Here is an 18,998-nt window from a genome sequence, read left to right on the forward strand (position 1 = left end):
TGGATAGATTCGTTGTTGATATTTGTGCAATAGAATCAGATCGGGTTTGAGTTGAAGAATCTTTTCTAGCGAAGGTTGCTCATCTCCAACATTTGGAATATTGGCTGTCAGGCTAGGATCAATACCTGAATGACCTTCTAGACAGCCAGAGCAAGGGGCAATACCAACTGGCTTTATGCCTAGTGCAAGCACAGGATCGAGAAAGATATTACCGTCCATTACAATCACTCGCTGCGGGTGCAGTGGGATTTTGACTTGACCCAAAGCGTGTTCTACTACTTTTGTAGCTGTGGGCATTTGTGCAAGGCTTGGTTCTTGTACAAGGTTGAAACTTCTCTGCTCTAGTGGAGTGGAATTACGGCAGGCAACAGCAAATGTCATCGTAATGACGATTAGAAGTAGCAGTCTAAAAATTCTACGAATCGACTTTGGCATTGCTAAAACTGTCTCTCCTGATCGATTCTTCATCAACTAAAAGCTAAAATTCTAAGCTGATAGAACCTGTGATAGTTAGAGGATCACCCCTTTCAAAGCCAACATTGAAGTAGTCTATATCGAATAGGTTGCGAATGTTGACTGCTGCATTGAATCGATCGCGGCGATAGAACAATGATGCGTCAGTCCGAAAGTAATTGCCTAACGTAAATGAATTAGCCAAATTTCCTTGCCGATTACCTACATAAAATAGCCCCAACCCAACTCCGAAACCGCTTAAGCCCCCTTTTTGAATCTGATAAGTTGTCCAAAGACTGGCTTGCTGTTCTGGTACGCCCTGCAAGCGATTTCCTACAGGAATACTATTATCTTCAGTGACTTTCGCATCCGTGTAAGCATAAGATGCAATTACATTCCAACCTGGGAGAATCCTACCTGTGACATCTAACTCGACTCCTCGGCTGCGTTGTTCTCCGGTTTGAATCGAGAGTCTAGGACTCACTGGATCGGGAGTGATGACATTTGTTTTGGTGATTTGGTAGGCAGCTAAGGTTGCTGAAAGCCTTCCATCTAGAAAATCGGCTTTGATGCCCGTTTCATACTGGGTTCCTTTGGTTGGCTCGAAGGCTTCACCATCAGTATTAAATGCTCCAAAGGTAGCAACAGGTTGAAAAGACTGACTATAGCTCGCGTAGAGTGAGATGGTTTTACTGGGTTGATACACCAAACCAATTCGAGGGCTAAACGCGCTGTTGTTTCTTTCTTGACCACTATTTCTAAAATCGCCCTCGCTGACAGTCGAAACCCAATCAAATCGACCACCAATCAGAAGCTTCAGGTTATCTAGTAACGTAACTTGATCTTGGATGTAAAAACCATAGGATCGAACCTTATCAACAATCTCGAAGTTTGTATCATAGATAGGCTCTGGAATGTTGTTGTAATTTGGGTTTAAGATATCAAGCGTCGGAATATTACTAGCACCAAACGCACCCGATGCTGGGATGTTGACACGGTAGTAGTCAAAACCGACGAGAAGTTGGTGCGCGATCGAGCCTGTGTTGAATTTCCCAAGTAAATCGATCTGACCAAAAACATTGTGATAGCTGAAAAAACCTTCTTCTGGGCTAACAACTAAAAATTGATTATCTAGTAGCTGTGAGCCGCCAGCACGAAGATCGACAGCAGAAGTATTGTTTACAGCAATGGTGTTCCGAATCTGTAAATTATCACTAAATTCATGGTTCAGTGTGTAGCCATATCTTTGAGTTGTGAATTCAAGAAAGGAAAATTGAGGATAACCTGGGAAGAACTCTCTAGGAAAAATAGCACTGCCGTCAAAAAGTCCACTGGGTAGGGTAGGGCTATCTCCCACAGATCTGAGGTACTCATAATATAAATTCAGAGTTGTGCGATCTCCAAGCTTCCAAGTGAGCGTCGGCGCGATTGCAGTCAGGTTTGTATTAACAAATTTCTGAACGCCGTCTGAAGTTTGATAACTAGCAATCAATCGATAGAGTACAGATTTATCGCTCGTTAGAGGTCCTGAAAAATCAATAGTAGGTTGATAGAAGTTCCGATTTCCGATTTCTAATGCAATTTTATAGTAAGGGTCGCTGAGAGGTTGTTTAGTGACTACGTTGATAACTCCACCTGGTTCTAGTGAGCCAAATAGAACCGAAGCGGGTCCCTTTAGAACTTCTACTTGCTCAAATGTCTCACTCGCTCTCAATCCATAGAATCCTCCGTCGCGGAAGCCATTTCGTAAGTTTCCGCCTCCCCCGTCATTAGCACCTTGAGAAAATCCTCTGATGATTCTACTCTCTAGTCCTGGCGCACCGAAAAAGGTGAAATCGCTCACAACACCGCTAACGGTTTCAACTGCTTCATTAATTGTTCTGACATTGCGATCTTCTAAAACCTGTCGCGGCACAACTTGAATCGAAGCAGGAATATCTCGGAGTGGCGTATCTGTCCTCGTTGCTGTACTTGCATTCGGCACTCGATAGCCTCGCGCTCCCTCGCCCGTTACCGTAATCTCTTCTTCTACTGCATCTTCGTCCGGTTCAACACTCAGGATTAAACCCCGATCGCTCTTCACAATCCCCGCAACAGGAACGATCGCACTTCCCACAATCCGAATCTGCACCGTTGCAGCATTCACCTGAGTAGCAGTAACCTCGGTAATGTCGGTTCCTACGGAGTTGCGCAAAGCGCTAATCGCTGGCTTCTCTGCTCGAAATGCTCCCCCGTCCGGCAATGCCAACACCGCATTCGCAATCTCAGCAATCAGCGTATTTCCTTCTTCTCGCGTGGTGGCTTGCAGCGTTCTGCCATCGGCGGTCTCAATCTGCACCTGAAGCCGACCCTCGATCGGCACCAGTCGAATCTGGGTAATTTGCGCGGTTGCTGCTTCCACCTGTGCCGTCCATTGCTGCACCGTCTTCGCACTCGCAGGCAAATCCCGCGCCTGAAGCACCTTTGCGGGTTCCGTCGCCCCAGCACTCGCCGCCACCACCACCGACAGAACGCTCACCGTCCAACTCAACCGCTGTAGTCCTTGCCCCGCAGCCCATCGCATCCGCATCTCGCCACACCTTCTTGAAAATCACTCTCAAGAAATACCAGACTAAGAAACGCGATCGCAATGGGGACTTGGGGGACTAGCGGAACTTTTTCTGAAGGCTAGACGGACTTTTTTCACTGTTGCCTCTGCGATTTACCCAGTACACTGAGGTGAGAAGCACTGTCGGATATTCAATTATGTCCACGCCAGAACAAATTCAAAAAGACATCCAATCGCTACCAGAAGAAGCTCAAAGTCTGCTGATTGATTTTATTGAAATTCTGAAAAAGCGTTATCCTAAGCCCGCAGAGCCAAAAGCAGATGCGGAGAAGAGCTACTATCAGAAATTCAAAGAGAGCGGATTGATTGGGTTTGTCTCAGTTGACGAAGACCTCTCTACAACTTACAAACAAGCTTTGTCTGAACGCTTAAACACCCAACCATTTTAAGCTCCTGTATACACACAAGTCGATCGATTGATCATTGCCGAGATTCTTCGCCCCCTAGATCCCCTACTGTGTACACACACGTCGATTGATCTGTCTGTTGCTGACATCCTTCGCCCCCTAAATCCCCCATGCTGGGGGACTTTGAGCAAGAATAATTTCTAGGATTCACAGGAGCGTTTCAGCGTTCAAAGTCCCCCAACTTTGGGGGATTTAGGGGGCAGAAGCCGACTGAAACGAAGCAAATAAGACGTGTGTGTACACGGTAGCCTAAATCCCCCATGCTGGGGGACTTTGAGTTGGGACGATCGGGCATAGGTATGGGCAAACTCTGTAGTGTCAAGCTCACTCCATTAACCCTATGGATCCTCACCGCATTCGGGGCACTACTCCCAAGAGTATTGCGGCGGCTCGACATCTCCGCCAACATCTCACTCCGGCTGAAAAGCTGCTGTGGGAAGCCTTAAGAAAACGCCAACTCAACGGCTTAAAGTTTCGCTGCCAGCATTCAATTGAGTCCTTCATCGTGGATTTCTATTGTCCTCAGCACCGACTTGTGATTGAAGTGGATGGCGACGTTCACGATCAACAAGTCGAGTATGACACGGCTCGAACTGAACGCCTCAATCACTTGGGTTATCGAGTGATGCGATTTCACAACCGAGAAGTTCTCTCAAACTTAAGTCAAGTTCTCCAGCAAATTACTGAGGCGATCGCGTTCTAGTTCCGCTGTTCAAAGTCCCCCAGCATGGGGGATTTAGGGGGCAAAGAACCTGTAGCATTCACAGATTGATTTGGTATTAGGGGGCGAAAAGTTGCAGCAATGACAGACCCAATCAACTTATGTTCAAAGTCCCCCAGCATGGGGAATTTAGGGGGCGAACGGTAGCTCCTGCGGGAGAGGGTTGGGTGAGCGCGGTTCAGGAAAGTTGCAGACGGCTTTCATTCAGTCAATCAGTCTCGATCGCACGAGATCTACTTGTTCTTGCTTTGAGATAATCTCTTGGATTGGTTCCAAATTTCTTCCGAAACGTCGCTGCAAAATAGCGTCGATCGTGAAATCCCACCCGCGTCATCACCTCGCCCACCTTCATCTCTCCCGTCAGCAACAACTGCTCTGCCTGCTTCATCCGATAGTCATGCAGATATCCAAACACAGGCTTGCCAAACACGTGCCGAAATCCCTGCTTCAGCGCCTTCTCATTCAATCCCGCTTGCCGTGCTAAGTCTGGCAACGAGGGCGGTTGCTCCAAGTTCCGCAACAAAATCGTTCGAGCATGATGAATGCGATCGACCTCATCGGGCTTCATCCGAAACAGTGACCCTTGCGGTATCTGCGAAGCAGTGCGTCGTCCTTGCTGCACCTCCTGTTCCTGCTCCAGAATCAGCGCCACGAGTTCTAGCGACTTACTCTCCAAATAGACCCGCTTCATCAGTCCGCGATAAGGGCATTGAATCATCTGCCACAACACACCCTGCATCATCGGAGACAGCGCCCCATCCCGCGCATAAGCTGGCTGATCCGTCCTAATCAACGGTTGAAACTCGATCGGTACGATTCCTTCCCGACCTGCAAAGTTAATAAACACCTCTGGCGACATTTCGACCACGACTTCTAGAATCGGGAACTGACCAGAGCAAGTTTCCAACCGTTCGGGCATGATCCCGCTGCCATACAGCACATATTCCGAGTTGCCGACTTCCGAAACAGGATTCTGATGGTCTCCTGACAGATGACAGTGAAAGTGCAACCAAGACTCATGTTCTGCCCATATTGTTTGAGTGCGATCGCGCACCCGAAAGTCATCCATCCGCACCATCAGCCCCTCCCGCAAGGCAATCTCTCGCCCGTACCCTTGCGCCATCCAAGTCGGTAGCGGCATCAGCACATCGTCTGGATCAGCCGGATCGGGATACTCAAGCAACCGATATCGTGCTTCCTCCCACTCTACCCAATCCCGCTCTGACACCGAAATGGTCATGCTGATCTGATTTCTACTGAGAGCTATTCTTATTAAAGCTCCTCAGAGCATACATCGGAGATTTATTTTCTGTGTGAAGGAGATCTAATGGCAGCGTTATGACTAATACTTTTTTGAACCCGATGTTTTGTATAGTGAAGCTGACGTGCTGGTTAAGACTGTTTTGCTAGTTATCCAGAATTTAGGGCGGCAGATTCAAGGTAGATGGATTTGGAAGCATCTTAACTTTGAGTTGCGTCCAGGAGAGCGTTGCGCGATCGCGGGCGAAGCCGGAGCCGGAAAAACGCTGCTATTAAGAGCGATCGCCGCACTCGATCCAATTCAAGCTGGAACAATCGCTTTTCAAGGAAAGAACCTTTCTGACTGGTTTATTCCCCGGTATCGAACTCAAACTCTTTACTTACATCAGCGCCCTGCATTGCTCGAAGGAACCGTCGAACAGAATCTACAAGCGATCTACAAAATGACTGTTCACCGATCGCTGGATCGATACGAGGTTCAAAGGCATCGAATTCTAGAGTATCTATCAGCGCTTGGACGATCGACAGATTTTCTCGATCGTCCGGTTTATGCGCTCTCAGGTGGAGAAGCTCAAATTGCCGCATTCCTACGCGCCTTACTTTGTGCTCCAACGGTAATGCTGTTTGATGAGCCAACTGCTTCATTGGATGCCCACACCGAGCAGCAATTTGAATCTCTTGTACGGCTTTGGCAGCAAGAAGACCGAACGCGATCGTATTTCTGGACTAGCCACAACCCAGAGCAACTAGAGCGAATGACCGATCAACGCTTAATTCTCAAACGCTTATGATGACTTCTTACGTTCCTATCGATAATGGTCAGCTTGCACTTGCAGCACTGTTGATTGTCATCAATCTTGTTTTGTCGATCGTGCTGCAACTTCAATTGGAGAAGCAGCTAGGAATTGCGGCAATTCGGATGACCGTTCAACTGTTACTGATTGGCTATGTTCTGAAATGGATTTTTACGCTACAGTCTCCCTGGTTAGTTCTGATGGTAACTTTAGGAATGACTGTGTTAGCCGGACAATCTGCGATCGCGCGAACTAAACGTCGCTATCCTGGAATGTTCTGGAATAGCTTTGTTTCAATTTTTGCCTCTTCTGCATTAATGATCGGGGTGACGGTTGTTGGCATCATTCGAGTAGAACCGTGGTACAACCCGCAATATGTGATTCCAATGTTGGGGATGGTGTTAGGAAATGCGTTGACTGGAGCTTCTCTCGCGCTCGATCGCTTCACCGAAGATCTAACGGTTCGACGCGATCAGATTGAATCTTTATTAGCTTTGGGTGCGACTCGATGGGAAGCAGCCCAGCAAACAATTCAAGAAGCGTTGCGAACTGGAATGATCCCCACAATCAATCAAATGATGGTCATGGGAACCGTAAGCTTACCGGGAATGATGACTGGGCAAATTATTGCAGGAGCAAGTCCAACCGATGCTGTTCGTTACCAAATTGTGCTGATTTTTGCGATCGCGGCAGGAACCGGACTTGCCACGATTGGAATTGTACTGCTAGGGTTCCGATCCCTATTTAGCGCCCAACATCAATTGAGACTCGATCTGCTGCAAGTTGTCAACGACAAGAGCCGTAGCTAATCGACAAGATAGAGCTTGCTCAACTCAGTAAATGCTCCTCCAAGCTCTCACGGTTCCTTGCCCGATCGCACTATCAATCACTTCGCCATTATCCGCTGTTGCTCTCAGTTGCACAGTCTGCTCAGGTGCAGTTTTTAGTGCGCTAGCAAGCTCCGTAGAAATCGGAAACTGACCGTTTTTGTTTTCGAGTTGAAAAACGCGATCACCCACTTTGACCGCTAGTCCCGTAACTTTCTCAGTGCCACTATTGGTGAAACAAACAGAATCAGGAAAGCCATCATCTAAGGCATCAAACGGAGAATATCCAAATCTTGAAGCATACAATCGGTGATATCGTGGAAACGATCGTTGAGCAAGTGTGCATTCTCTACCACGGTAAGCAAGTAAAACCTGCACAGAATTTGGCCTCCATAAGCTGACTATCTTCACTTCGCCATCACGGTTGCGAAACGATCGCGAAAAATAATTTTGATCAAACACTGCCAGAGATTGTCCGTCAAATGAATCAACCACTCTAACGGGTTGCGACCACGGCACTCGCAGGTTGGGCTGTAAGATCGATGATCTTACAAGGGGAAACTCTGTTGCGGTTGATGGTGCGGCAATTGCACGAGAACTCAAGATGCTGGAGATGACGATCGCAATCATTGCCCCGTTTTGCATCCAAGGACTGATGAGGCGAGATAACATAACGGTGACTCAGTAGGCAGGGTACACCTCGATTCTAGCGAGGCAACTTGCGATCATCAATTTGAGAAATGAAGCTTGATTTTCGTTCTCAAATCATTTTTTCTTCGTGGCGATCGCCATTTTTACACCTTCGATTTTGCGAATCTCATCCATTACGGCAACAATCTCACCATGCTGCACTTTCTCATCCGCATTGATCACAACCACTGCCTGCTGGTTTGCTTGCACTAGCGTTCTCACGCCCACTTGCAATTCTGAAAGCTGCATCGGTCGCTTGTTTAATGCAATTTCACCATTTGCCTGCACACTGACTGCAATTCTCGTTTGCTGTTGAGTCTTTGCGGTTGCTGCCTGCGGAAGATTTACAGGTAACCCTTCAGAACGGGTTAAGAACAAAGTCGAAACAATGAAAAAGGTGAGCAGCGCAAACACCACATCAATCATCGGAACAATGTTGATCTGAGGCGGTACATCATTTTCTTCGGGAAATAGCATAGGAGTGTGAGAAGAAAAAACTAAGAATGAAGCTTAGACAGATAACTATCTTCGTAACGATGGCTATAGACTAGCTCAAGTCGATTCGCGTATTCCTGAATCAGAGCAGACTGGCGAGTGAAAAAGCTGCGAAAGAGAGTGACTGCAAATAAGTTAAAAATTGCAACGACTAACCCCGAAGCTGTAGAAACTAACGCTTCACTAATCCCGCCCGTCACGCCAGAAGTCTGACTGCCTCCGACATTTCCGATATTGAGCGATGCAAATGAGACGATTAATCCAGTGACTGTTCCCAACAATCCAAAGAGCGGAGACAATCCCACAATCATGTCAAAGATGTCTGTAAACCGCTTCATTCCCGGTGTTTCTGCTTGCGCTTCTGCTTGCATCGCTAATCGAAACTGTTCGGGAGTCGGACGATCAAGCGATAATGCCGATAGCAAAATCCGAGCCGCAGGTAGGTCAATATTCTTCTTCAGAACCGCGATCGCTTCTGCCACATTGTTTTCTTGGTACAACATCAAGACTCGCTGCATCATTTTTGGCTGACGCTTAATAATGCGACTCCAAAAGCGCGATCGCTCAATAATCAGACCAATGGCTGTAATTGAAAACAGCAGCAATGGGATCATGACAATCCCGCCTGCTTTAAGAATCTCGATCGCGCTATTCATTACAGCTACTCCAGCTTGGTTCTGTACCCTTGAAAACAAATTGACAGCTTCTTGCGTTAAGGCAACAAAAAGACAGATTCATGCAGCGTAAAACTAATGCAAATTACTGTCAAGTATTTTCTCAAAATTTATCAATGTAAAAATTACTGATCTGTTCTAAAGCCTCGTACTGAATGGAGTTCCTCAGATTGACGATGTGAATTAGTGACATTACTCTTGATCAACACTTCGGACAGAATTAAGCAGCGATCTCGTAGTTGGGCTGGGATTTAATCGCAGTCCGGGACAGCGCCAACTTTGAAATAAATCGCTCAAGTCAATGGTCGTTGAGTGCCCGTCGCTTAACCCTTGCCATTCCAGCAGACTTTGTACAATTTGCATACGGCTATCGGTTTGGTGCTTGTTTTTTCTGATTAGCACCCTAGTGGATCGATAGCTTTCTTGTCTATCTGCTGACCTGAGTTACCTAAAAACTGTCCGAACCATTGAGGATAAGCTAATGTGACCAACGTTACAAGAGTTAGGTTACTCTGGTTGTCTGGAGCAACTTCTGCAACGGCGGCAGACTGCGAGAAGACGATCGACAAAAGGCACTAAAGCTACTCAGAATAATCTGCTTCATGATCGCCTTAACCAATTGGGCGTGGATTTGGCAGGCGTACTAGACCGCTAAACTGTTTGCTGGGATACCAGGAAGTTTGAGTCAAGTTGTCAAAACCAGGAATGCTTTCCATGTGCTTCACCATTTGGGCACGCATTGCTTGATCTGGTAGCGACCCTCTGAGTGCTCCCATATTCTGAGCCACATGATCAGGATTCGTCGTTGCTGGAATCGCTGCTGTAACAGCAGGGTGAGAAATCACATACTTGAGGAAAAACTGTGCCCAGTTCTCGCAGCCTATGTCACGAGCAAAATTCGGCAAGGGTTGCCCTTTCACCAGTTCAAAGAGTCGCGCCTTTTCAAAGGGCATATTTGCTAAGACAGCAACTCCTTGCTCTGCTGCTGCTGGGAGAATTCTTTCTTCGACTCCCCGTTGAAAAATTGAGTACCGCACTTGAACAAAATCCAGATTGCCCTTGTTAATCCATGATTCGATCGCCGGGAAATACAGCGGATCATGATGGGTCACACCCAAATGGCGAATTTTGCCTTCCTGCTTCCAGGCTCGTAGTAGAGGAAGCATCACCTCCACGTTGACCAGACTATGAACCTGCATGACATCGATTTGATTAGCGCTCTGCACAACTCCAAAGGAACCGCGAGATAACCGCTTCAAAGACTGCTCAAATTGTCGCTGTGCTTGACTTCTATCTCCCAGATACTCACCCGTTGCCCAGACTTTGTTGGTAATAAATAGATTGTTAGTTATGCCCAGCGCTTTGGCAAACTCACCGACATTCACCTCTGACATTCCATAGAGCGGCGAAACATCAATCACGCGCCCTCCACCCTCCCAAAAGCGGCGCATTACTTCTCGAATATTGTCTCGTGGCTGATTTGCCAATACATCAAATGTGAGGAAGGTTCCTAGCCCGATCGCAGGCACTCTTTCTTTGGTACGTGGAATTTCTTTGGTGATTAGTTCTGACGATCGGGTTGGTGTGAGGGGTGATGCTTGCCCCTGTGCTGATCCAGATTCACATCCGTTGAGCGCAAGGGGAATGGCCGCGCTCGCTGCACTCAATCCCATCCATCGAAGGGTCGTGCGACGAGACAGCAATTGCTCTGTGGTTTGATAAGAATGATCAGGGTTCATCCCAACACCTTCTACTGTTGACTTTTTTATTAGCCGTTGCAGATTGATAAGAATCTTTAGCGGCTCAAGTTCATACTAAGAGCAAATTTGAGAGTTGTTATTTCTGATTTTCTATGGCGTAATAGCTGTAGGTTATTACCAAGTCACTCCTATGGAACTCCGCCAACTTAAATACTTCATTACGGTGGCTGAAGAACTACACTTTGGTCGAGCGGCTGAGTCGCTACATCTGAGCCAGCCCGCACTCAGCAAACAAATTCAAGCGCTAGAAGATAGCTTAGAGATTCGACTGCTTGAGCGGACAAAACATTGGGTGCGATTAACGATCGCCGGACAAAAGTTTCTTGAAACTGCACACAAAGTCCTCCGTGAGGTAGAGGAAGGCATTCAGATCACCAAACAAGTCGCAGAAGGACAAGTTGGGCAAGTGAGAATCGGGTTGACGGAGGCAACCTTGTTTAGTCTCGCACCCAAGATTGTTAGACACTATCGAAACAATTATTCTCAGGTTAAATTAATCCTCACCAGTGGCGGAACAGAAGCCCACGTTGAAGCATTACGCACTCACCGAATTGATGTCGGGTTTGTGTATCTTCCCATTCGTGAACCGTCTCTCTCCATCCATCCATTGTTTGAAGAAACCTACGTTGCAGCATTACCCCCTTTCCATCGATTAGCTCGACAAAAACAGATCGCGCTTCAGTCATTGGCAACCGAACCATTAATTTTTTACCCACGATCGCTGGCACCTGTTTTGTATGCAGCCTTCATCAAACACTGTGAGCAAGCTGGATTTGTGCCAAACATTGTGCACGAAGCAGAACTTGCTCAAACTCGCCTAGGGTTAGCAGCGGCGGGAGTTGGCATCACATTTGTGCTTTCTGATATGCAAAATCTAAGTGCAAAAGGTGTTGTTTATCGTCCTTTAATCGGAGATTTTCTGACGCTAAAACTAGCGATAGCCTGGCGACACAATGAGCCTTCGCCTGTCGTACATGAATTTCTTAAAGCGCTCAAAACAATCCAGTAGGAAAGCTGAGTTCAATAATGGGCATTGCTCCTCTCATAGTCATCGTGCCGCAAAATAGTGGTGCAATGTTGTAGAAAATTTAATCACAACACTGCTAGATCTTTAAAGCAGCGACGGGTTAACTCTAGTCGAGCGGCTGGATCTTTTTCATTTTGAATACTAATGTTAGTAGCGAAAAAGTAAACATTCTCTCCTTTCTCTAAGTAACCCACATACCATCCGATTTTTGGCATCACATCATCTGCAACACCGACCCATCCTGTCTTCCCCGTAATGGTATAGTCTGGTGTTTTCTCCATGATCATGATGTCTTTGACAATCGACAGCAATCGCTTAGAGAATGGCAGATCATTCTTGTACAGGCGACGGAGAAACTGAATTTGCTCTTGAGGTGTAATTTGCAGTTTTCCCTGTAGCCAGAACTTATCAATGTCGTCGCTACTACCAATCTTTTGGTTGCCGTAGCCGACTTTGCTCACCCATTGTTGCATTCGATCGTGCCCAACTCGGCGGGCCAAAACTTGGTAAAACCAGATAGCCGAAAGCTTGATTGCCTCTCTCATATTCAAGTCCCGGTTCCATGCCGGAATCTTTCTTGACACTCCATCCCACGTTAAAATAGCAAGCTCATCCGAAATCACTCCGGTTTCTAGCGCAATTAACGAGTTGAGAATCTTAAAGGTTGACGCAGGTAAAAAAGCGGTTGTATTGCGTTGTGGATTATGTTGAAAGACACGATCGCTTTTCGAGTCGTAGATCATGATTGAACCCTCAACCCCCAATTCTTGGAAGTGTCGCCCAAAATCAACAGTTTGAGCAACGCTGACGACAGGTAAAGTCTCAATCTTTGTTTTTGGCAGAGTGAGTGCGGGTTGCATGGTTTGAAATAGAGCAAAAACAATGCAGCTTAACGAAACAAGCGTGATACTGGTAAAACGAACGACTCTGTTCATAGTCCTCCACAAGCTAGTGGCTTTTCTTACAGGCTTGAAATACACTGACTAATACCCAATCAATTTGTTAATGCTACAGATCCTTCGCCCCCTAAATCCCTCAGTCTGAGGGACTTTGAGAATCCGAGACTGCTTTGGCTTAAAGTCGCCTACAAGTGGAGGATTTAGGTTGCTCTCCCAGATCTATAGCACTCAAAGATCAATTTGGTATACCGCTTGGATTCCGGAGCTTGAAATGCAATTGGCTATCTTCCCCAATGCCAGAAAAATAAGTATGCCATAGTCACTAAAGCTGGTAGCTGCTTGACGAGTGTTCAGGGTAACTTACGAATTCAGGATTCCAAAAATCAAAAGAAACTACAAACTTCTGGCTGGATTAGCTTAATTGCACAACGGGCTGATCTTCGACCAGGGTGCGAGAGGTCAGTAAGTCTTCGACTGTCATGCGAAGAAAGCGCTGATCGTCTACTTGAAACTGGACTTTGATGCGATCGCTCCCCGGCATTCCCAAAGGTTCTAATTCAGCGATGCTGCGAGATCCGTCTCGATCGTTGAGCGGCTGTACCTGGTTTTGACTGCTGGCTAGACTGCGCGTGACTAAGCGATCGCCATCAAAATAAACTTCTGTCTGCGTTGTTTCTGTCCCCAATTCTCCAACGACTAGCTCGATGCTGGGCTGTCGCTCTAGAGAGGCTCCCAACACCAGTTCGACAGGGCTTTCCATTGGGTAGGGCTGTCCCGCTTTGATCAGAGGATGCCAGTTGTGACAGTTGTTGCGCCGATCCCAATAGCGAACGCCATACCCGTGGTAGAGAAAGTCTTTGATTTGAATTCCCTGGCTGAGTTGAAGGGCACCCTGAGCGATCGCTTCAAAGGGTTTTTCACAGCGAATTTTTGCCACCTCAAAATACTGACGCACCCAGCTTTGAACTGAGGGAATTTGCACCGTTCCGCCCACCAACAGCACCGCGTCAATGTCGTTCACACTTAACCCCTGCCGTTTTGCCTGCTGAAGCACCTGATTCATTGCGTCGTCGAGCTTGTCAAAAAACTGATGGTCAGTGAGAATTTGCTCAAACTGCGATCGACTCAGCGATAGGTCATAGCTCTCAAAGGTTTCGTCGTTAAAGTATACTTCTTGAGCTTGCGTTTGTAGCGAGAGTTGAATTTTGAGGCGTTCGGCTAGACGAGTCGTGAGAGGGGTCGCGGCTAATCCTTGAGTCTGGGTGAAGTGATCGACGAGCCAGTGATCGATGTCTGAGCCGCCTAAATTTTGTCCTGCTTTGGCTAACACTCTCGCCACTTTGGGCCGTTGTCCCGATCGCTCTGCAAATGATTTTTGTCCCCACTTGAGAATAAATCCCAATGGTTTTGCTTGCGTCTGGGGGTCTAGCTGTACGAGTGAAAGATCCAGCGTTCCGCCGCCAAAATCGATGACGAGCAGCGTTTGGCGATCTGTTCCAGTTACCCGCAAGGGGTCGCTCAATCCATATCCCAAAGCTGCGGCCGTCGGCTCATCCAGCATTCTCACCTGGTCGATTTCTAGCGACTGACAAACGCGCCCCAACCAGAGACGATACGCTTCAAAACTGTCTACCGGAACGGTGAAAACCAGCGATTCAGACACCTCCGGATCAGTAATTTTTAATTGACGAATAACCTGCGTCAAAAACCACTCGCCCACCTGCTCAAAGCTCACCGTCTGACCATCCAATTCGGGTAAAAATCCTTGAATATTGGAGCCAATGCCTCGTTTGAAATTGCGAAAAAATCGCGAATCACTGGAGAGATCGAGGGCCCGATCGCGCACCTGTTGCCCCACCAAAACCTTGCCCTCCGCCGCATTTTCGACATAAACCAGGCTCGGAATCAACGGAGGACTCTGCCCCATCCGCAGCGAAACGCCGGACAAAGAGAGGGTTTCTGGCTGCTGGGTGGCACGATTCCAGCGAGTGATGACGGTGTTACTCGTTCCAAAGTCAATGGCATAGGTCATCGGTAGTGAGATGCGCTAAGGGGACTAAATTTTTGTTTCAAGATCGTACCAAAAGAGCGAAGCATCCTGAATTCTCCTATAGAAATGTCTTCTCGATCGTGTCGCTTTTTTGCTGAGTTCGGGTTAGTTTGCTCCTGTTTTTTGACCTGCCAATCGGTGCGTCTGCTGATATTTTTAGCAACTTCTTGACAAGCTTTCCGGCTCAAAGTTCATTTGTGGTGAAGAATTTAAGCAACCAATCAACGCTACAATCGCTCCGTAGTTTCTCAGTGCATTTTCGGTGCATTCATCGTGCAAAGTAGAACAAAGTCCTCTAAAGTCTTCTGTAGAAGTGGCCTTTTTTAAGAGAATTAGTGTCAACCTTGACTGCTAATTTTCGACGGTTACCGTAAAAATGGAGCTTATCTGCATTCAATTTATCAGCATTGTTGGTTCGATCGCTTCGTGTCTAAAAATCCCTGATGTGACGATGGCTATATGACTGTTGAAGAAGCCTTGGCTCTTTTGGATAAATTATTGGCTCCCAATCGCTTGAGTACGATTCAAGAACTTGTGTTTCGGCAATGCTGGGAAGGGCTGACTTATCAACAAATTGCAGAAGCCGCTGGCTACGATGCTGACTATGTGCGGGTGATTGGGTCGCGGCTGTGGCAGTCCTTGTCCGAAGTGCTGGGGGAGCGCACTAGCAAAAATAATCTGCGATCGGTTCTACGTCAGCATGTTTCGGGTCAAGTCAGTCAGTCTGAGCCGCTCTACACCGATGATTTTCCGGGCAGTCCTTTGCGCTTAGATGCTCCGTTTTACATTGCGCGACCCCCGATGGAAGAGCAGGCTTATGCAGAAATTCTCAAACCGGGTGCCTTGATTCGGATTCGGGCCCCCGAAAAATGGGGCAAAACGTCTCTGATGAATCGAATTTTGTCTCAAGCGATCGACCAGAACTATGCAGTGGTGCGGTTAAACTTTCAGCAGGCAGATAGCGAAATTTTGGCGGATCTCGATCGCTTGCTGCGCTGGTTTTGTACCAACATTACTCAACAACTTCAGCTAGAGCCGAGATTAGATGATTATTGGGTGACTGATCTGGGCAGTAAAGTCAGTTGTGCAACTTATTTGCAGGGATATATTTTGACCCAGGTGACCAGCCCACTCGTGATTGCGATGGATGATGTGCAACGACTGTTTGAGTATCCGGCGATCGCTCAAGATTTTCTCCCTTTACTGCGGGTTTGGCATGAAGAAGCAAAAAATTTGGCGAGTTGGGCCAGACTGCGATTGCTGGTCGTTTATTCTACAGAAGTCTACATTCCGCTGAGTTTTCATCAGTCTCCATTTAATGTCGGATTGCCGCTTCGGTTACAAAAGTTTAGTCTTGCCCAAGCTCAAGAGTTTGCACTTCTATATGGGTTTGATCAGCCTAAAATGCAGAGTCTGACTCGGTTATGGCTGATGGTCAACGGGCATCCTTATCTATTGCATTTGGCATTTTATTGCATGAGTCTGGGTGAGTTTAGTATTGAAGCGTTGTTAGAAGATGCCTCTACTCAAACTGGAATTTATAGCGATCATTTACGGGGATATCTAGCCATTCTACAAAGCCGTCCTATGTTAGCCGCCGCTTTTCGGTCGGTTATTCTCTCAACCGATCCGGTAGAAATTGACGCGATCGCGGCCTACAAATTAGAGAGTATGGGATTAGTTAATTTGTCGGGCAATCAAGCAATGGCTAGCTGTGATTTATATCAGCGATATTTCCGCGATCGTTTGGATCAGTTCTAAGGGATGAATTGGAAATTAGGTACACTAAGATGTCTTTCTGTGGTATGCCTTCATAACCTGCACTGAATTGAGATGACCACTTTTCTTACAGACTCCACGGATATTACCAGAATTCATTTTTCCTCAAGGCTGACCGTTAAACAGCGCAGTGAATTGGGTCAGTTTTTGACTCCTGCTCCAATTGCTCGTTTTATGGCAGGACAATTTAGCAGGCTGGCGGGTCATATAAATTTGCTAGATCCGGGGGCAGGAGTTGGCTCGTTAACGACCGCTTTTGTAGAGCGCTTATTGGTGAGTTCTGATCAAATTAAAAGCTGCCGCATCACAGCATATGAAGTTGAGCCAAGTTTTTTGCCATCCTTGAATCAATGTCTGACAGAATGCTGCAATGCTTTAGAAAACAGAGGGATTAAAGCAAATTATTGCTTATATGAAAAGAGCTTTATAGAAGCTGCGGTTGAAGTAAACTTACCTCTATTTCCTGAGTCTACTACTCAGTTTACTCATGCAATTCTAAATCCTCCCTATAAAAAGATTAATCGTCGATCGATAGACAAGAAAATTCTCTCAAGTCTTGGAGTCGAGACAGTCAATCTTTATAGTGCATTTGTCTGGCTTGCTATGGTACAACTTGCTAATGGTGGAGAGATGGTCGCGATCACGCCAAGAAGCTTTTGTAACGGCACGTATTTTCGTCCTTTTCGTAGAGCGCTTCTAAAAGAGATGGGGCTTAGAAAAATTCATGTATTTAAGAGTCGGTCGGCCGCTTTTGTAGACGATGATGTGCTACAAGAAAATATTATCTTTTACGCAGCTAAAACAAACCTTAAGCCTAATCTTATAGAAGTCACAACTCACTCTGGAGATAGATTAGATGAGTTCTCAGAAACAAGGCTTGTTCCTAATAGCGCAGTGATTGAAATAGATGACCCTGAGCAATTTATTCATATTATTACAAACTCCCTTGAAGACGCATTGAGAGTACAGATGGATCAATTGCCCTGTACTTTAGATGAGTTGGGTTTAGATGTGTCAACGGGCCCAGTTGTAGATTTTCGCTTAAAGTCAGCTTTGAGGAGTTATTTGAACGAGACGAGTGTTCCGTTGATTTACCCAGAATCTATAAAAGCAAAGAAAATTTTGTTTCCACCCAAAAATCCTCGCAAGGCGATCGCAATTGAACAAAATTTGGAAACGCAGAAATGGCTGATCCAGAGAGGGTGGTATGTTTTGACGAAGCGGTTTTCGGCTAAAGAAGAGAAGCGTCGCGTCGTAGCGGCTGTCTGTTCTCCGATGAATCAACCACTCCTAGGAATAGAGAACCACCTCAACTACTTCCATGCCAAAGGAGAAGGGATGAATCCTGACCTTGCACGAGGGTTAGCGGCATTTCTTAATTCAACACTATTTGATCACTACTTCCGTCAATTTAGTGGTCATACACAAATTAATGCAACAGATCTACGTAGAATCAAATACCCTTGTAAGAATGATTTGATGTTTTTGGGGAGCCAAGTCAATGATTCTATGTCCGAATCCAATCAAGAGAAGCTCGATCAGCTTGTTCATACAACTCTGTCTATTATGAGCGAAGCAACTAATGCAATTCAGGCTAGTAAACGTATTGAGGAAGCACTTGCGATTCTCAAAGATATTTCTGCCCCTAGAGAGCAGCAGAATGAACGTTCAGCACTTTGCTTATTAGCACTGGCAGATGTGCGCCCCACAACTTCCTGGCATCAAGCAACAGACCCAAAACGCCGAATTACTGAAATGATGGATTGGTTTCGTGAGTACTATGGCAAACAATACGCGCCCAATACACGAGAAACAGTACGACGACAAACAATGCACCAATTTGTCCAGATGGGGTTAGTGATTGAGAATCCTGATCGCCCCGATCGTCCCATCAACAGCCCCAAGTGGTGTTATCAGCTTCATCAACAAACGTGCGCTCTGCTTCGATCTTATGGCTCTGAACAATGGGAAGAGGCTCGTCAGAGTTATGCAGCATTAGTCAAAAACGTATTGCAGGACAGAGCGCGAAACATACCGCTGATTCCTGTCAATTTGCCCAATGGTCAGGCAATTCAGCTTTCATCCGGTGGGCAGAGCCTTTTGATAAAAGATATTTTAGAGAAATTTTGTCCCAGATTTACGCCTGGAGGCATTGTGTTGTATGTTGGTGATGCTGGAAATAAGTTCATTGTTAATGAAACTCAGCGGCTTCGAGAAATTGGGGTTGAACTAGACCCTCACGGTAAGATGCCAGATCTGGTCGTGCATTATGAAGAGCAAGGCTGGCTTGTATTGGTAGAAGCGGTCATCAGCCACGGCCCAGTTAACTTAAAGCGCCGTAATGAGTTGAAGCGGCTTTTTCAGTCAAGTCGTGAGGGACTAGTTTTTGTGACGGCTTTCCCCAGCCGTAAGGAAATGACTCGATATCTTGCTGAGATTTCTTGGGAAACAGAAGTTTGGGTGGCTGACCAACCAGATCATATGATTCATTTTAACGGAGAGAGATTTCTCGGCCCTTATGAAGAACCAGGGGATCGTTCTTAATCGGTTGTGA

Annotated in this window: 16 protein-coding genes and 1 pseudogene; 7 read left to right on the plus strand and 10 right to left on the minus strand. The window is 46.5% G+C overall.

Features of this window, described 5'->3' with window-relative positions; all coding sequences use genetic code 11:
- Both ACJ2PR_RS26645 and ACJ2PR_RS26650 read right to left on the minus strand, forming a co-directional pair.
- Positions 1 to 381, minus strand: a pseudogene (locus ACJ2PR_RS26645) (hypothetical protein); the annotation flags it as partial.
- 97 nt (positions 382 to 478) lie between these two features.
- Complete coding sequence (locus ACJ2PR_RS26650; RefSeq protein WP_446879229.1) at positions 479 to 3,022, minus strand: TonB-dependent siderophore receptor; 2,544 nt, start codon at positions 3,020 to 3,022, stop codon at positions 479 to 481.
- 176 nt (positions 3,023 to 3,198) lie between these two features.
- On the opposite strand from ACJ2PR_RS26650, the gene ACJ2PR_RS26655 reads away from it, so the two are divergent.
- Entirely contained in the window at positions 3,199 to 3,450 is a 252-nt protein-coding gene (locus ACJ2PR_RS26655) for a hypothetical protein (RefSeq protein ID WP_446879230.1), read from the plus strand.
- A gap of 358 nt (positions 3,451 to 3,808) precedes the next feature.
- Positions 3,809 to 4,171, plus strand: coding sequence for an endonuclease domain-containing protein (locus tag ACJ2PR_RS26660; RefSeq protein WP_446879231.1), 363 nt, complete (start codon positions 3,809 to 3,811; stop codon positions 4,169 to 4,171).
- A gap of 226 nt (positions 4,172 to 4,397) precedes the next feature.
- Here ACJ2PR_RS26660 and ACJ2PR_RS26665 read toward each other — a convergent pair whose 3' ends face one another.
- Positions 4,398 to 5,429 carry a helix-turn-helix transcriptional regulator gene (locus tag ACJ2PR_RS26665; RefSeq protein WP_446879232.1) on the minus strand — a complete coding sequence of 344 codons (1,032 nt, stop codon included), beginning with the start codon at positions 5,427 to 5,429 and terminating at the stop codon, positions 4,398 to 4,400.
- A gap of 127 nt (positions 5,430 to 5,556) precedes the next feature.
- Between ACJ2PR_RS26665 and ACJ2PR_RS26670 the strand changes: the two genes are divergently transcribed.
- Positions 5,557 to 6,240 carry an ABC transporter ATP-binding protein gene (locus ACJ2PR_RS26670; RefSeq protein ID WP_446879233.1) on the plus strand — a complete coding sequence of 228 codons (684 nt, stop codon included), beginning with the start codon at positions 5,557 to 5,559 and terminating at the stop codon, positions 6,238 to 6,240.
- Positions 6,237 to 7,052, plus strand: a complete 816-nt coding sequence (locus ACJ2PR_RS26675; protein ID WP_446879234.1) for an ABC transporter permease — start codon at positions 6,237 to 6,239, stop codon at positions 7,050 to 7,052. The genes ACJ2PR_RS26670 and ACJ2PR_RS26675 overlap by 4 nt, the downstream gene beginning before the upstream one ends.
- A gap of 24 nt (positions 7,053 to 7,076) precedes the next feature.
- Here ACJ2PR_RS26675 and ACJ2PR_RS26680 read toward each other — a convergent pair whose 3' ends face one another.
- From ACJ2PR_RS26680 to ACJ2PR_RS26700, 5 genes are all read right to left on the minus strand, one after another.
- Positions 7,077 to 7,742, minus strand: coding sequence for a hypothetical protein (locus ACJ2PR_RS26680; protein ID WP_446870189.1), 666 nt, complete (start codon positions 7,740 to 7,742; stop codon positions 7,077 to 7,079).
- Between the two features lie 93 nt (positions 7,743 to 7,835).
- Positions 7,836 to 8,237 carry an ExbD/TolR family protein gene (locus ACJ2PR_RS26685; protein ID WP_446857766.1) on the minus strand — a complete coding sequence of 134 codons (402 nt, stop codon included), beginning with the start codon at positions 8,235 to 8,237 and terminating at the stop codon, positions 7,836 to 7,838.
- 20 nt (positions 8,238 to 8,257) lie between these two features.
- Positions 8,258 to 8,911 (minus strand): MotA/TolQ/ExbB proton channel family protein, encoded by a 654-nt coding sequence (locus ACJ2PR_RS26690; protein WP_446879235.1) that lies wholly within the window; start codon positions 8,909 to 8,911, stop codon positions 8,258 to 8,260.
- A 210-nt stretch (positions 8,912 to 9,121) separates the two neighbouring features.
- Positions 9,122 to 9,292, minus strand: coding sequence for a hypothetical protein (locus tag ACJ2PR_RS26695; RefSeq protein ID WP_446879236.1), 171 nt, complete (start codon positions 9,290 to 9,292; stop codon positions 9,122 to 9,124).
- A 248-nt stretch (positions 9,293 to 9,540) separates the two neighbouring features.
- A complete protein-coding gene (locus ACJ2PR_RS26700) occupies positions 9,541 to 10,668 on the minus strand; it encodes an aldo/keto reductase (protein WP_446879237.1) in 1,128 nt (375 codons plus the stop codon).
- A gap of 151 nt (positions 10,669 to 10,819) precedes the next feature.
- On the opposite strand from ACJ2PR_RS26700, the gene ACJ2PR_RS26705 reads away from it, so the two are divergent.
- Positions 10,820 to 11,698, plus strand: coding sequence for a LysR family transcriptional regulator (locus tag ACJ2PR_RS26705; RefSeq protein ID WP_446879238.1), 879 nt, complete (start codon positions 10,820 to 10,822; stop codon positions 11,696 to 11,698).
- Between the two features lie 83 nt (positions 11,699 to 11,781).
- On the opposite strand, the gene blaOXA is transcribed toward ACJ2PR_RS26705, so the two are convergent.
- Complete coding sequence (gene blaOXA, locus ACJ2PR_RS26710; protein ID WP_446879239.1) at positions 11,782 to 12,576, minus strand: class D beta-lactamase; 795 nt, start codon at positions 12,574 to 12,576, stop codon at positions 11,782 to 11,784.
- Between the two features lie 451 nt (positions 12,577 to 13,027).
- Positions 13,028 to 14,647: an Hsp70 family protein gene (locus ACJ2PR_RS26715; RefSeq protein ID WP_446879240.1), complete on the minus strand. Its 1,620-nt coding sequence runs from the start codon at positions 14,645 to 14,647 to the stop codon at positions 13,028 to 13,030.
- A gap of 477 nt (positions 14,648 to 15,124) precedes the next feature.
- Here ACJ2PR_RS26715 and ACJ2PR_RS26720 point away from each other — a divergent pair, with 477 nt between their 5' ends.
- Together ACJ2PR_RS26720 and ACJ2PR_RS26725 are read left to right on the plus strand one after the other, a co-directional pair.
- A complete protein-coding gene (locus ACJ2PR_RS26720) occupies positions 15,125 to 16,426 on the plus strand; it encodes an AAA-like domain-containing protein (protein WP_446879241.1) in 1,302 nt (433 codons plus the stop codon).
- Between the two features lie 153 nt (positions 16,427 to 16,579).
- Positions 16,580 to 18,988, plus strand: coding sequence for a BsuBI/PstI family type II restriction endonuclease (locus ACJ2PR_RS26725; protein ID WP_446879242.1), 2,409 nt, complete (start codon positions 16,580 to 16,582; stop codon positions 18,986 to 18,988).
- Positions 18,989 to 18,998: the final 10 nt, after the last annotated feature.

It is taken from the genome of Phormidesmis sp. 146-33, assembly GCF_052939515.1.